The sequence below is a fragment of the Acinetobacter sp. NIPH 1852 genome (assembly GCF_022549455.1).
GTDB lineage: Bacteria > Pseudomonadota > Gammaproteobacteria > Pseudomonadales > Moraxellaceae > Acinetobacter.
In genome coordinates this window covers 24,117-38,705 of the sequence record NZ_JAKZGG010000008.1, presented here as the reverse complement: position 1 = coordinate 38,705, position 14,589 = coordinate 24,117, and the positions used below count along the sequence as shown (strand labels likewise).

The following is a 14,589-nucleotide window of genomic DNA, read 5'->3' as shown; positions in this document are numbered from 1 at the left end:
TTTATCAAACGAATTACGCTTCTAACTTTTCAAATGCAGGATAGTCGGTATAACCCTCTGCATCAGCAGCATATAACGTTTGAAAATTCACCTGATTTAAGGGAAGATCATGCTCTAAGCGGTCTAATAAATCAGGATTTGCAATATAAGCCAACCCAAATGAGACTGCATCTGCTTGCCCTGTTGCCAAAATACGTTTCGCCGATGCAGGCGTTAATTTTTCATTGGCAATCCAAACACCGTTAAACTTTGGACGCAAAGCGGGCATTAAACTGTCTTCAGCTTCATATTCACGAGTGAAAATAAAGGCAACATTACGTTGATCCAGTTGCTCAACCACATAACCGAACGTTGCTAACGGATTTTCATCCGTCATATCATGTGAATCACCGCGCGGCGCAAGATGTATGCCGACTCGGCCAGCACCCCATACTTCGATAAAAGCATCCACCACCTGCAACAATAAACGTGCACGGTTTTCGATTGAACCACCGTATTCATCATCACGTTGATTGGTACCACTTTGCAAGAATTGGTCGATCAAATAGCCGTTCGCTGCATGTAGTTCAACCCCATCAAAGCCAGCGGCTTTAGCAAGTTCGGCGGCATTTTTATATTGTGCAACAATCTCTTGAATTTCTTCATGAGATAAAGCACGAGGCGTCACAAATGGACGTTTAGGACGAAGTAAACTCACTTCACCCGCAGGTTGAATCGCACTTGGCGCAACGGGGATATCGCCCTCCAATAAATCTGGATGTGAAATACGCCCAACATGCCAGAGCTGAACCACAATTTTTGAACCCTGCGCATGCACAGCATCTACAATTTTATGCCACGCCTGAGCCTGCTCTTGTGACCATAGACCTGGCGTATTGGCATAACCCGCTGCTTTAGGACTAATCACTGTTGCTTCAGTAATGATTAAGCCCGCATTGGCACGTTGTTGGTAATACTCCACCATTAAATCGTTTGGAATACGCTCTTCACCACTACGTGCTCTGGTAAGCGGTGCTAAAACCAAGCGATTTTTAATCGTAAAATCACCTACTTGTAACGCAGAATTTAGTTCAGCCATGATCGCCTCAACTTCACTTTTATCAGCGTATTAAAGGTTCACCTTTAATACCGTTTAAAGTGTTTGTTTTAAATGTTCGATGTATTGCTGAATCAAAGCTTCATTACGCGTGAAATATGACCACTGCCCATATTTTTCAACCTGTATCAAACCTGCCTGCTGTAATACAGACAAATGATTCGACATCGTCGATTGCGCAACTTTGCCTAAACGTTCGATGTGCCCTGCACATACGCCACGTTCAAAACTACCACCACATTGTTCAACGGGTAAAAATCGCTCAGGCTCTTTCAACCATTGCAAAATTTGTCGTCGTAATGGATTGGCTAGGGCCTTGCTTATAACATCAATATCCATAGACTCACCACGTTTCTCAACAAGCGAAGCTTCGTTCAGCACCTAGAATCAGTATATCGAAATTTTCAAATATTAATATCTATTTTTTTCGATATTAATATCATATTTTTCCGATTAACCACCTCTTGCTAAACGAGCTTGCCGTTTAAATTAATTTTCCAAAGTCTCTTTTTAGGAAAGAGGTTTATAGACCCTGCTTTAAACTTGCTTCGATAAATTTATCTAGATCACCATCGAGAACCGCTTTGGTGTTTGAGTTTTCCACACCTGTACGCAAGTCTTTAATGCGTGAATCATCTAAAACATAAGAACGAATTTGACTGCCCCAACCAATATCTGACTTTGAGTCTTCTAAGGCTTGCGCAGCTTCATTACGTTTACTCATCTCTAACTCATAGAGTTTGGCACGTAACTGTTTCCAAGCATGGTCGCGGTTCGCATGTTGTGAACGCTGGTTCTGACAAGCAACTACGATCCCTGTTGGTGCATGGGTTAAACGCACCGCAGAATCCGTTTTGTTAATGTGCTGACCACCTGCACCCGAAGCACGATAAGTATCCGTGCGGACATCGGATGGATTGATATCAATTTCAATATTGTCATCGATCTCAGGAGAGATAAACACAGCAGAGAAAGATGTATGACGGTTATTGTTACTATCAAATGGTGATTTACGTACTAAACGATGTACACCCGTTTCTGTCCGTAACCAACCATACGCAAACTCACCATCAACACGGATGGTTGCAGATTTAATCCCTGCCACATCACCGTCAGACACTTCCATCAATTCAGCTTTAAAACCGTGACGCTCGATCCAACGCAGATACATACGTAACAGCATCGATGCCCAATCTTGCGCTTCAGTACCGCCAGAGCCTGACTGAATTTCGAGGAAGCATGGATTTGGATCCATTGGATGACTAAACATACGACGGAATTCAAGATTGGCCAATGCTGTTTCAGCACTGTCTAATTCACTTTGCACATCAAGCAATAAGCTTTCATCATCCGCCTCAACAGCGAGGTCAAGCATTGCCTTGGCATCATCAAGCTGTTCCGCCAAACGGTCAAACACCCCAAGCGTATTTTCTAAACTGCCCTTTTCTTTAGCGATGGCTTGCGCGCGGCTTTGATCATTCCAAATCTCAGGGTCTTCTAACTCTCTTAAAACTTCTTCTAAACGCTCAGCCTTTAGATCGTAGTCAAAGATACCCCCGTAGTGTTTGGCTACGATCAGATAAATCTTTCAATTGGTTTAAATACGGATTAATTTCCACGCGTCTCGTCTCACAATGTTTTTTCACTCAATCGATCATTTTAACATAAGTGTTTTACACTACACAGCCTCTGTGATTCGAACAGATTTCCTTATTGCTGATTTCAAAATAATCCTTTTTTCCTTATTGATTTTATTATTCTTAAACGACACATTTAGCGACAATAGTGTTTATGAATTACACGAAAAATACCAAAACACACAATCCACCCTAAGTTTTAATAAATCAAAACATTAATATTTATCAATTAAAATCAATATATTAAACAAACTAAATTACACTTCACTTACATTCGTACCATTTGTTTACCGACTTAGGATTGACGCACCCTGTTTTTAGCCTAGACTGGAAGTTGTAACAAAACATGTAATCTAAATTTCATTCGGTTCATTATCTCAAAGGGGCATAACCATGAAAAAATTAGCAATTGCATCAGCACTTTTATCTGCACTTGCAGTAACAGGAACTGCTCATGCTTATCAAGCTGAAGTTGGCGCATCGGTAGGTTATATCGACCCTGATAAAGGTAGTTCAGGCAGTGACTTCGCGATTAATGGTAAATATTATTTCAACCCTGTACAAACCCGTAATGCACCACTTGCCGAAGCTGCATTTTTAGATCGAGCAAGTAATGTAAGTGCTGAAGCGTCTTGGAAAGATAAAGGCGCGACTGACGACAATACTTATGGTGTCGGTGTCGAATACTTTGTTCCTAACTCTGATTTTTATCTTAGCGGTGATGTTAGCCGTAACACGTTAAAGCTGGATAAGGCACGAGATATCAAGACCACTTATTACAGTGCTGAAGTCGGTTATCTACCAGCACCAGGTTTGTTGCTTGCAGTCGGTGCGAAAGGCTATGACAACAAATTTGATGATGGTGTTGATCCAACCATTCGTGCTAAATACGTAACTCAAGTGGGTGGAAATGACATCAACTTAGAGGCAGGCGCAGCATTCGGTGATTTGGATGAGTTTAATCTCGCAGCTGACTACTATATTGATAAAACCCTAAGTGTCGGTGCTGATTACTACGACAATGACCTATCAAAACAACGTGAATTTGGCGTAAATGCACGTAAATTCTTTAACCAACAAATGAGTTTAGAAGGACGTGTTGGTTTCGGTAAAGATAGAACTGTTGCCAAAAATGACTACAATACATTTGGCGTTGCAGCAAAATACCGCTTCTAATATCTATAGCTACATACTCTAAATCTATACTCAAATGCCCTGAAAATTTATTTTCAGGGCATTTTTAATTTATATCTCAACCAAAAAATCACTGTTTATTTGACCATTTATTTAGGGTCTGTTGACGTTTGTCCTTTTTTCATTAAACTACCGCTGTTACAAAATATTAATAAAGCAATTATTTTAATGAATGGGGACTCCATATGAAAAAACTCAGTTTAGTCACAGCAATTTTTACATCTGTTTTTGCATTGAATGCGAATGCCTATCAAACAGAATCAACCATTGCCTACGAACATATCGACATGGATGATGGCAAAGGTAACGGCGCGACGATTACAGGAAAATACTATTTCAGCCCAATACAAACCCGCAATGCACCTTTAGCAGAAGCAGCGTTTTTGAATAAAGCCTCTAATATCGGTGGGGGTTTTGCTTATAACAAACTTGAAGATGATGAAGATCTAATCGAGTTACAATTTAATAGTCTTGGTGTAACAGGTGAAGTCTTTATTCCTGATACACAATTCTATGTATCGGGTGCCTTATACCGTACCAACACCAAAGTCACAGTTCCATTATTTGGTTCAGACTCAAAAGTACATAATGGTTATGCGCTTGAGGCAGGATTCTTGCCTATCAATGGTTTATTATTGGCAGCAGGAGTTGCTGATTTATCTAAGAGTCTGAATCCAGTACAACTTGCACAATATGGTTTTATTACCAATTTCATGAATTCTGCTACCGTTTCAGGCGAAGATGATGATACTGCAGTGACTTTGCGTGCCAAATATGTCACTCAAGTTGGTGGTTACTATACTAACTTTGAAGCACAAAGTTATTTTGGTGATGAAACAACTTACCGCTTGGCTGCTGATCTTTATTTAGACCCTACACTGAGTGTAGGCATTTCATTTGCAGACTCGACTGCTGATGACTCAGATAGTATTTTCAACATTCACGCCCAAAAATTCTTTACACCACAAGTTGCTGTTGGTGTTGGCTATACCACAATTGATGGCGCAGATTCTTTTGGCATCAACGGTACATTCCGTTTCTAATTCTAAAAAATAATATAAAAAAGTCGCTATTAAAAGCGGCTTTTTTATTGTGTTAAATGCACCACTTGCAATTGCAAACTGGTATTTCCATTATAAATATTACGTTCTAGGGTATAAACCAAGTCGACATAACCTAACATCGGATTAAATTCAAAACGATCAACTGCATTAAAAGCAATTGCATCAACAGATTGCTGCCCAAGTGAAACTTTTAATTTCAAATGTTGGTCTTTCAACCAGCGATAGTCAATCACTTTAAAGCGACCTTCAAACTGAGGCAACGGAAACTTTTGCCCCCAAGGTCCAAGTTGTTCGATCCAATCCAATGTGGACAAATGTAAAGCTGAATCAACTAACTGACCGTCCGTCCACAATGTCGCTTGAAATAAATCATCATCCATTTCAGCGACAGACTGGGTAAATACTATTTTGAATTCATCAAAATCTTGCTTTTTCAACGTCAAGCCTGCTGCTGCTGCATGGCCACCAAAATGGCTGACCAAGTCAGGGCGCTGTTCCGCCACTTGTTCAATCATGTCACGGATATGAATCCCATCGATGGAACGCGCAGATCCTTTGATATGAATACCATCTTCATCAGGGGCAAATACTAAACTTGGGCGATAAAATTGTTCTTTTAGCCGCCCAGCGACGATACCAATCACACCTTGATGCCATTGCTCATCAAACATCACCAAAGCTGCTGGCAGATGTTCGGTTTCAAGCTGAATATGTTGCAAAGCCGTTAATGCTTGTTGCTTCATTTCAGTTTCAACCTGACGACGTTCGATATTCAGTTGATTCAGTTGTTGTGCGATCGGATAAGCCGTTGCCAGATCTGGTGCTAACAAGCATTCAATACCGATACGCATACTTTCCATACGCCCAGCCGCATTAATTCGTGGTCCGATGACAAACCCTAAATCTTGCGCGCGCAATGTTGCGGCATCGCGTTTGGCAATATCCAGTAAAGCCAAAATTCCTGCACGACATTGTTGCTGCTGAATGCGCTTTAAACCTGTATCAATCAGAATACGATTGTTATAGTCCAAAGTTGCCACATCCGCATAGGTGCCGAGTGCGACTAAATCTAAATATTGGGTGACTTTACAGCTACTTTTACCCAGCTGAGTGCGAGCACTAGCTAGTTTGGCCAACACATAAAAAGCAACACCCACGCCGGCCAATGCTTTACTCGGGAAATCACAACCCAATTGATTTGGGTTAACCACCGCCTCTGCATTTGGCGTCACTTTTGTGGTCAAGTGATGATCGGTAATAATCACTTGCATTCCCAATGCTTGTGCTGTTTCTACCCCTGCATGGCTGGAAATACCATTATCGACTGTAATCAACAAATCAGGCTGATAGCTTTGTTGCGCCAGCTCAGCAATCTTTGGGGTAAGCCCGTAACCATATTTAAAACGGTCGGGCACGAGATACTCAACGTCTGCACCCATCTCCCTTAATACCAAGACCATCAACGCCGTACTGGTTGCACCATCAGCATCATAATCGCCAATAATGACAATTTTTCTGTGCTGATCAATCGCATGATCAATCAGTTCAACGGCAGTATCTAAGCCTTTTAAATTGGGTGAAAGTAAATGCTTTAGCTTTAGCTCAAGTTCTTGTTCGGATTGAACCCCTCGTCTCGCTAAAATTTCAGCCATAAATGACGGTACGCCCTGAAACTGTTCAGGGCGTGTCAAAAAAGGCCTTTGTTGAATCTGCATTTTGGTCATTTATGGCATCAAACGTTGGATAACCCAAAGTCCATTTTGTTTTTCATAACTCAAACGATCATGTAACCGATTCGGTCGTCCCTGCCAGAACTCATAATAGTCAGCCACTAAACGATAGCCACCCCAAAATTCTGGCTTGGCAAGTTCACCCTGCTCACCGATCTGCTGCTGCAAGTCTTGGAAACGTTGCTGTAACTCGTCACGACTGGCAATTCGCCCACTTTGCGGTGTACTGATATGGGCTGCAATCTGACTATCACGTGGGCGTTTGTGATAATACTCGGCTGACTCTTGTTCAGAAATCTTGATCACCTGACCACTAATCCGTACCTGACGCTCTAAGCTCGGCCAATAAAATAACAATTCGGCAAAAGGATTCTCAGCAAGGTCTACACCTTTTTGACTGTCATAGTTGGTATAAAAGTCATAGCCTGCTTCCGTGGCGCCACGTAACAATACGGTACGCACATGTGGTCGCCCTTGGGCATTTGCCGTTGCCAAAGACATGGTATACGGCTCATGTAAATGTGCAGCCAGAGCATGATTAAACCAGTTTAAAAACTGAAGATGAGGATGATCACTAATCTGTGCTTCGTGTAACTCACCTTGTTCATAACTTAAACGTAATTCACTTAAGTCTTTAATCACATCACTCATGCCGACTCTCCGCTATGCAACTTGGGCTTGAGCGCGTACTGCATCAGCCAATTGATGCGCTAAAGTTTCAACTTCTTGTTGTTGATCACCTTCAACCATCACCCGAATCACTGGCTCAGTTCCTGATTTACGAATCAAAAGTCGCCCACGCCCCTTCAATTGTTGTTCAGCTTTTTCAAACTCAGCAACTAAAGCAGGAATCGAGTATGGATCAATCATCTGCTGCAAACGCACGTTGACCAGTATTTGTGGGAATAAGTCAAAACCCTCGACCAACTCATGTAAAGCTTTGCCTTGTTCGACCATCACTGTTAACACTTGCAATGCTGCGATAATTGCATCACCAGTGGTGCTCTTATCCAGTGTCAGAATATGACCTGATGGCTCCCCGCCAATCACCCAGTCATTTTCTTCAAGCGCTTGTAAAACATAACGATCACCTACACTCGCACGCACAAAACCGACATTGGCTTTTTGCAATGCCAACTCAAGTGCCATGTTGCTCATCACTGTTCCAACCACCCCTGTAGGCTTATTTTTCGCCTGTGTCGCTAGGATATATAGAATATGATCACCATCAATCAACTGACCATTTTTATCTACCATCACCACACGGTCGGCATCACCATCAAAAGCAATACCTAGATCAGCGTTATGTTCAACAACTGCTTTCTGTAAATGTTCAGGATGAGTAGAACCACAATTTTCATTGATATTTAGACCATCTGGTTCGTTATACATCGAGATCACTTTAGCGCCCAACTCACGGAATACTGAAGGTCCTACGCTATAAGCAGCGCCATTGGCACAATCCACCACAATTTTTAAATTACGCAAATCAAAATGGTATGGGAAGGTCGACTTACAAAATTCGATATAACGTCCATTGGCATCTTTTACCCGAACGCTTTTTCCTAAACTCGCATTGTCCTCAATTTGAAGATCATTTTCTAATTCTTGGTTAATTTGCTCTTGCAACGCATCGGGAAGCTTTTTACCCTCACTCGAGAAAAACTTAATGCCATTGTCATAATAAGGGTTGTGGGATGCTGAAATCACAATCCCAGCATGGGCATGTAGAGCACGGGTTAAATGAGCGATGGCTGGCGTCGGTAATGGACCTAATAGATGTACATATACACCTGCTGCATTAAGACCTGCTTGTAGAGCCGCCTCTAAAATATAACCAGATAAGCGTGTATCTTTCCCCAAAACAACAATTGGCTTATTTTTCGGACTGGTGCGTTTTAATACTTTTCCAGCTGCAAAACCTAGTTTTAATGCAAATTCAGGAGTAATTGGCATTTCTCCAAATTTGCCACGAATTCCATCAGTACCAAAATAACTCATTATTTACTCACTTTCTTATCTTTTATATGGATTGTAACCATATCTTTTTCATGTTGTTCACTTTACACCAAAACAAAAAAACCGTCAGTGAACTGACGGTTTTTCAATCTAAACAGTTACCAAAAATCAACCAATACGATAGTTGGGTGCTTCTTTGGTAATCGTCACGTCATGCACATGTGATTCTTGCATACCCGCAGAGGTAATCTTCACAAACTTCGCGTTTTGCGCCATTGCTTCGATATCCGCTGAACCTGTATAGCCCATAGATGAACGTAAACCACCCATCATTTGATGCACAATCGCACTCATTGGACCTTTATAAGGTACACGACCTTCAATACCTTCAGGAACAAGCTTTTCTACACCTGCTTTGGCATCTTGGAAATAACGGTCAGACGAACCTGAAGCACCAGACATCGCACCTAATGAACCCATACCACGATAGGCTTTATAGTAGCGCCCTTGGAAAAATTCAACCTCACCCGGCGCTTCTTCAGTACCCGCCATGAGTGAACCTACCATGATCGTGCTTGCACCCGCAGCAATCGCTTTCGCCATATCGCCTGAGTAACGAATACCACCATCAGCAATCAAAGGAATCTGACCTTTCAAAGCACTGGCGACATTATCAATCGCAGACATTTGAGGAACGCCAATCCCTGCAACGATACGAGTAGTACAAATTGAACCTGGGCCAATACCGACTTTCACAGCATCTGCACCAGCATCAAGTAATGCCAATGCTGCATCACCAGTGGCAATATTGCCGCCAATCACTTGAACTTGCGGGAAGTTTTGTTTAACCCAACGCACACGTTCAATCACACCAGCAGAGTGGCCATGTGCCGTATCTACAACAATCACATCCACACCAGCTTCGACCAACGCTTCTACACGTGCAGGTGTTTCTGCACCTGTACCAACCGCAGCACCCACACGTAAACGACCGAGTTCGTCTTTACAGCTATTTGGATAAAGCTCAGCTTTACGGAAATCAGTAACCGTGATTAAACCTTTCAGCGCATTATTTTCATCAACCACCAATACTTTTTCAATACGGTGTTTCTGAAGAAGTGCTTGAATATTCTCTTTCGATTCGCTTTCAAGAACCGTCACTAAGCGGTCTTGACCTGTCATGATGTTGCTTACAGGTTGCTCAAGATTGGTTTCAAAACGAGTATCACGCCCTGTCACGATCCCAACCACTTTGCCATCTTTCACTACTGGCACGCCACTAATGTTATTGGCTTGCGTAATCGCAATCAATTCACGAACAGTGGTTTCAGGTGTAACAGTGATTGGATCTTTCACCATCCCCGCTTCAAATTTTTTCACACGGCGTACTTCAGCGGCTTGTGCTGCAATATCCATGTTTTTATGCAAAATACCAATACCACCATTTTGTGCCATCGCAATCGCCATACGTGACTCAGTCACTGTATCCATTGCAGCCGAAACGAGAGGGATATTAAGTTGAATTCCGCGAGTTAATCGTGTCTTTAGAGAGACATCTTTTGGGAGAACAGTTGAGTAGGCAGGAAGTAATAAGACATCATCGAAGGTTAACGCTTCTTGAACGATGGTCAGCATAACAATCTCACTGGTAATTTCCGTGAGCTATTATAAACAAATTTCGCTGTATTTTTCATTTTCTATGATGAAATAATTTTTACACCATTAAATCTTTGCTATTTCGCCCACAATTCTGCATGCCACACCGGTCACCACCACACATTTCCGATCATTTTTAGAGACAAATTGCCTGCTCACTCAATTTAAAAATAAATGTTTTGGACATTTAAAAAGAATACTTTTTTAAATAAAATAATTCTCATTATCAAATTCAACTTCTGCTTGTTTAGGCTGACCCACTTATGCGACCATCGCAACGACTCCCATCTTCACCCACCCTCTTAGCGCTTGCTGTTTTTACAGCGATGACCACAACGCATGCAGCAACTGCGACTCCCCAAAGTAGCGAATCAACCAATATCCTGCCCACAATCGAAATTCAGGCACAACAAGAGCTTACTTCTAGCTACGTTGCCAAAAAAGCCAGCTCTGTTTTAAAGTCAAATGTCCCTTTATTTAAAACAGCTCAATCCGTCAGTGTAATTACCCAAGAACAATTAGAACAGAAACAAGCCTCTACGCTAGCCGAAGCCATCAATGGTGTTGCGGGTGTAGTATCAGGACAACTTGGACGACGTGGCTGGGATGATTTTATTATTCGCGGACAAAACTCATCAGATCAGGTGTTTATTGATGGATTACGCCAAGGACAAAGCACTTTCGTTGCCACCGAAATTTCAGGCATGGATCAAGTCCAAGTTTTAAAAGGTCCTGCATCGGTCAATTTTGGTTTGGTACAACCGGGTGGCATGGTCAATATGGTGACCAAGCGCCCCCAAGCAGAAAGTTTCTATCGCGGTACATTGACCTATGGCTCAAATCAACTCAAACAAGGTACATTTGATCTCAACTACAGCCCGAATAATAGCGATAAAGGTGCTTTTCGTATCAATGCCCGAGTTGCGGATCAAAACGATCCAACTGATTTTGTCTATTTTAAAAATTATTATATTTCACCTTCTTATAATTTTGATTTAGGTGAAAATACGGATTTATCGGTGATTGCCAGTTATCAACATCGTGAATATATGCGCCAACAAGGCTTGCCTGTTATGGGCACTTTATTGCCGAACCCGAATGGCTCATTGAACAGTAAATTGTTTATCAGTGAACCTGCACATGGTGGTTACGATGCGGATGTTTACCGTGTAGGTTATAATTTTGCTCATCGGTTTGAAAATGATTGGCAATTCAAGCAAAACTTTGCAATACAAAAAACTGAAATGCTTGGTCCAGCAGTGTTTGCAGCAACAGGTAAAAACTTTTGGGCGAAAGATAAAAATGGGAAAATTGATTACACCACCATTCAGCGTCAGGGACGCTATCAAGATGTGGATAATCTAAACTTTGCAATCGACAATCAGCTACAGAAAACATTTAAGCTTGCCAATATGGCACATGAATTGACGGTTGGTGTCGATGCCATGCAAGAAAAAAGTGATTACATCAATAATCGCTGTACAGTCGGCAATTTGAATTTATATGCGCCACAATATAACACCACTGTGGATTGCCCTGAAACGCCAACCAATCATGATATCAATCGCCTCAGATACACGGGCTTATATATACGTGATCGGATTCAACTGAATGAACAACTGGTTTTAAATCTTGCAGGACGTCACGATTGGGCAGAAACCAGCAGCACCAATTTGGTCAAAAATACTGAGACATCACAATCTGATAATGCATTTACTGGCAATGCCTCCCTTTTGTATAGCATTAACGATCTGGTTGCACCTTATGTCAGTTATGCAACATCCTTCTTGCCTACAACAGGAACTGATTTTTATGACAATACTTTTAGGCCTGAAAAGGGCAAACAAATTGAAGTTGGCTTAAAACTACAAAGTCCAGATCAGCGGATTCAAGGTAGCATTGCTTGGTTTGACCTACGCCGCCAAAATGTTTCTGTCAGCGATCCAATCAACTCAGGCTTTAAGGTGCAACGTGGCGAACAAATGACACGTGGGGTCGAAACTGAAATCGCCGCTCAGCTCTTTGATCAGCTCAAAATCACAGCCGCTTATACGTATACACCTGACGCTGAAACCAGCAAAGATACCGTAGCCGATAATATCGGATTGCGGATCGATAATATTCCCAAACACAGCTACAGTCTTTCTACCCGTTATCGTTTTGAACCGAATTCTGATATAGGCTGGTATGTGGGTGCTGGTTTGCGAGGTGAAACGAAGAAAAGCGTCAATGGCTTAGCTGTGGATATCCCAAGCTACACTTTATTCGATACTGAAGCGGGTTACGATGCCGAACATTGGGGTGCACAATTGGCGATCCGCAATATGTTTGACAAAGATTATTATGCTGGTGCGCTGAATGAGAATCTAATTACTTTAGGCAATCCACGTCAGATTAACTTTACGGTGAAGTTTAAATATTAATCGGATAGAGTCCCCCTTTATCAAAGAGGGGGGGACTCAAAAATTGTAACTTGTTCTGAACAAGTGAGTATGTATAACCTGAGTCCGACATAAGGCTCATTCAATAACGAAGTGCAACAAATTTCAGTGTGGTTTTCATTTTCTATGATGAAAATAATTTTAATACTGTCCCTTAGAAATATAAGTACAGGTTATAGAGGTGTTAGGTCGTAAAACTGTCAAAAACATGTCATTGCTTAAATAGCGATATTGTATTGTCCATGTTAGATTTCTTGTATCTCTATCCGCCTCCGTAAGCTTATAAATATCTGAGCAACCCCTTACAGGTTCTCCATAATATTTCCATTTCGTATACATTAAATAATCATGCGATGTTCGGAACAAAATCGTCACCGCACCTAAAATGACAAAACCCAAAATCGTTCCAATCAAAATTTGATAAAAATAGCGTCTCTCATTTATTTTATTCACAGGCTCAATCATCATTATCCTTGATCGCTGAAATCCTAAAAAAGTTAGGTTTAAATGCAAAAGATTTGTAAGGTCTTTATCCGCATAAAATCCTAAAAACTCACGTGATACACACGTGAGCGTTGCTCTTTCTCATGTTAAACATTATAAATAATAATGCTGCACCAAAGCCGATAAACCGATAATTAAGAAAATTGCTGCGCCAATCTTATGAATCAAAGCAATCGGCAACCGTTCAGCCAATTTATTACCAATAAATACCGCAGGTGCATTGGCAATCATCATGCCTAAGGTTGTGCCGAGCGTGACCCAAAAAATACTGTCAAAACGAGCCGCCAATGCGACCGTTGCAATTTGGGTTTTATCGCCGATTTCTGCCAAGAAAAATAAGATAAATGTTGCACCAAACACACCAAATTTTTGCCATTTATTGATATTTTCTGTTTCATCACCCAATTCATCTGGAATCAACATCCAAATCGCCATCCCAATGAAACCCAAGGCAAGAATCCACAATAAGATTTCAGGACTCAGTACGGTGGTAATCCATTGCCCAAGGACAGCCGATAAACCATGATTAATCAATGTCGCCAATAATATGGCAATCAGAATCGGAATCGGTTTACGAAAACGTGCGGCAAGCAATAAAGCCAGAAGTTGAGTTTTATCGCCCATTTCTGCAAGGGCAACGATAGAAGTCGAGATGAGAAATTCATACATTGTTGAATGCTCTGGCTAGCAAAATATACCGATGACCTATCCCTCCTGCTAGCCAAAATCAAATAGATTGATTGCAGAGTGATAAATCAAAGGTCTTGCCAACAAAAGCACAGCTAAAAAGCTGTTTTTGGTTCTTTGCTATGATGACCATGTTCTGTTGAACAATTATGTTGATCATCACCTCTTTACTTTGCGTAAAGAGCGGCTACTCCCCAATGAAGTGATTTTATTCTAACAAATCCATATCCTATTTAAAATCTCTAAATTTAGATTTTTTGATACCACCACAATACACATCTAAAAAGCCCCAATAGGCATGCAAAAACGACACTGCTGCCAATAATACCCATACTTCCCCAACCGCTGGTGCTGCCAGCATGCTGCGCTTGATATTCCATTGTCATCGCCACGGTCGCAAGTAACACCTCTAAACCCATTACCGCATAAAGAATCCATTCCCAAGGAAAATGTAAATAACTCACCCACAATCCCATCAGCACAAAAGCAATCAACACGAGCGGTAACATCACTTTATAAATCGCGAGCATCTCTACTTCCTGTTTAAGCGTATTGAATCCTGATGATTTATTCTAAATAAAACAGCGCTGAAATAAAGTCTGATATTTTAAATTTCCCAAA

General features: G+C 41.4%; 12 protein-coding genes and 1 riboswitch. Of the genes, 3 read left to right on the top strand and 9 right to left on the bottom strand.

What is annotated here, in order from left to right:
* Positions 1-13 precede the first annotated feature (13 nt).
* The 3 genes from MMO38_RS08100 to prfB all read right to left on the bottom strand — a co-directional run bounded on the left by MMO38_RS08100 (position 14) and on the right by prfB (position 2,715).
* Positions 14-1,078 (bottom strand): alkene reductase, encoded by a 1,065-nt coding sequence (locus MMO38_RS08100; RefSeq protein ID WP_241323207.1) that lies wholly within the window; start codon positions 1,076-1,078, stop codon positions 14-16.
* A 54-nt stretch (positions 1,079-1,132) separates the two neighbouring features.
* Complete coding sequence (locus tag MMO38_RS08095; protein WP_034595781.1) at positions 1,133-1,435, bottom strand: helix-turn-helix transcriptional regulator; 303 nt, start codon at positions 1,433-1,435, stop codon at positions 1,133-1,135.
* A 184-nt stretch (positions 1,436-1,619) separates the two neighbouring features.
* Positions 1,620-2,715 (bottom strand): peptide chain release factor 2 gene (gene prfB / locus MMO38_RS08090; RefSeq protein ID WP_155757036.1). Its coding sequence is split into 2 segments (ribosomal slippage): positions 1,620-2,642 and positions 2,644-2,715, totalling 1,095 coding nucleotides; the frame shifts between segments, so codons are not numbered across the junction.
* A gap of 411 nt (positions 2,716-3,126) precedes the next feature.
* Here prfB and MMO38_RS08085 point away from each other — a divergent pair.
* Both MMO38_RS08085 and MMO38_RS08080 read left to right on the top strand, forming a co-directional pair.
* The gene (locus MMO38_RS08085) at positions 3,127-3,909 is read left to right on the top strand and encodes a putative porin (RefSeq protein ID WP_004673417.1); all 783 of its coding nucleotides are present in this window, start codon (positions 3,127-3,129) and stop codon (positions 3,907-3,909) included.
* Between the two features lie 203 nt (positions 3,910-4,112).
* On the top strand, positions 4,113-4,970 hold the full coding sequence (locus MMO38_RS08080; protein WP_241323206.1) for a putative porin: 858 nt from the start codon (positions 4,113-4,115) through the stop codon (positions 4,968-4,970).
* A 44-nt stretch (positions 4,971-5,014) separates the two neighbouring features.
* On the opposite strand, the gene recJ is transcribed toward MMO38_RS08080, so the two are convergent.
* The 4 genes from recJ to guaB all read right to left on the bottom strand — a co-directional run bounded on the left by recJ (position 5,015) and on the right by guaB (position 10,315).
* Positions 5,015-6,715 (bottom strand): single-stranded-DNA-specific exonuclease RecJ, encoded by a 1,701-nt coding sequence (gene recJ / locus MMO38_RS08075; RefSeq protein ID WP_241323205.1) that lies wholly within the window; start codon positions 6,713-6,715, stop codon positions 5,015-5,017.
* A complete protein-coding gene (pdxH, locus tag MMO38_RS08070; RefSeq protein WP_241323204.1) occupies positions 6,716-7,372 on the bottom strand; it encodes a pyridoxamine 5'-phosphate oxidase in 657 nt (218 codons plus the stop codon).
* Between the two features lie 12 nt (positions 7,373-7,384).
* Positions 7,385-8,722 carry a phosphoglucosamine mutase gene (glmM, locus tag MMO38_RS08065; protein ID WP_130160767.1) on the bottom strand — a complete coding sequence of 446 codons (1,338 nt, stop codon included), beginning with the start codon at positions 8,720-8,722 and terminating at the stop codon, positions 7,385-7,387.
* 126 nt (positions 8,723-8,848) lie between these two features.
* Complete coding sequence (gene guaB, locus MMO38_RS08060; RefSeq protein ID WP_004673427.1) at positions 8,849-10,315, bottom strand: IMP dehydrogenase; 1,467 nt, start codon at positions 10,313-10,315, stop codon at positions 8,849-8,851.
* A 284-nt stretch (positions 10,316-10,599) separates the two neighbouring features.
* Here guaB and MMO38_RS08055 point away from each other — a divergent pair, with 284 nt between their 5' ends.
* Entirely contained in the window at positions 10,600-12,759 is a 2,160-nt protein-coding gene (locus MMO38_RS08055) for a TonB-dependent siderophore receptor (RefSeq protein ID WP_241323203.1), read from the top strand.
* 615 nt (positions 12,760-13,374) lie between these two features.
* On the opposite strand, the gene MMO38_RS08050 is transcribed toward MMO38_RS08055, so the two are convergent.
* Together MMO38_RS08050 and MMO38_RS08045 are read right to left on the bottom strand one after the other, a co-directional pair.
* The gene (locus MMO38_RS08050) at positions 13,375-13,950 is read right to left on the bottom strand and encodes a TMEM165/GDT1 family protein (protein WP_241323202.1); all 576 of its coding nucleotides are present in this window, start codon (positions 13,948-13,950) and stop codon (positions 13,375-13,377) included.
* An 85-nt stretch (positions 13,951-14,035) separates the two neighbouring features.
* A riboswitch (yybP-ykoY riboswitch) is annotated at positions 14,036-14,176 on the bottom strand.
* Between the two features lie 40 nt (positions 14,177-14,216).
* Positions 14,217-14,498 carry a hypothetical protein gene (locus MMO38_RS08045; RefSeq protein ID WP_241323201.1) on the bottom strand — a complete coding sequence of 94 codons (282 nt, stop codon included), beginning with the start codon at positions 14,496-14,498 and terminating at the stop codon, positions 14,217-14,219.
* Positions 14,499-14,589 lie beyond the last annotated feature (91 nt).

Coding starts and splice junctions, on each gene's coding strand:
- glmM (WP_130160767.1), bottom strand. CDS start 8,722: ATGAGTTATTTTGGTACTGATGGAATTCGTGGCAAATTTGGAGAAATG.
- guaB (WP_004673427.1), bottom strand. CDS start 10,315: ATGCTGACCATCGTTCAAGAAGCGTTAACCTTCGATGATGTCTTATTA.
- MMO38_RS08095 (WP_034595781.1), bottom strand. CDS start 1,435: ATGGATATTGATGTTATAAGCAAGGCCCTAGCCAATCCATTACGACGA.
- MMO38_RS08085 (WP_004673417.1), top strand. CDS start 3,127: ATGAAAAAATTAGCAATTGCATCAGCACTTTTATCTGCACTTGCAGTA.
- MMO38_RS08080 (WP_241323206.1), top strand. CDS start 4,113: ATGAAAAAACTCAGTTTAGTCACAGCAATTTTTACATCTGTTTTTGCA.
- MMO38_RS08050 (WP_241323202.1), bottom strand. CDS start 13,950: ATGTATGAATTTCTCATCTCGACTTCTATCGTTGCCCTTGCAGAAATG.
- MMO38_RS08100 (WP_241323207.1), bottom strand. CDS start 1,078: ATGGCTGAACTAAATTCTGCGTTACAAGTAGGTGATTTTACGATTAAA.
- MMO38_RS08055 (WP_241323203.1), top strand. CDS start 10,600: ATGCGACCATCGCAACGACTCCCATCTTCACCCACCCTCTTAGCGCTT.
- pdxH (WP_241323204.1), bottom strand. CDS start 7,372: ATGAGTGATGTGATTAAAGACTTAAGTGAATTACGTTTAAGTTATGAA.
- MMO38_RS08045 (WP_241323201.1), bottom strand. CDS start 14,498: ATGCTCGCGATTTATAAAGTGATGTTACCGCTCGTGTTGATTGCTTTT.
- recJ (WP_241323205.1), bottom strand. CDS start 6,715: ATGACCAAAATGCAGATTCAACAAAGGCCTTTTTTGACACGCCCTGAA.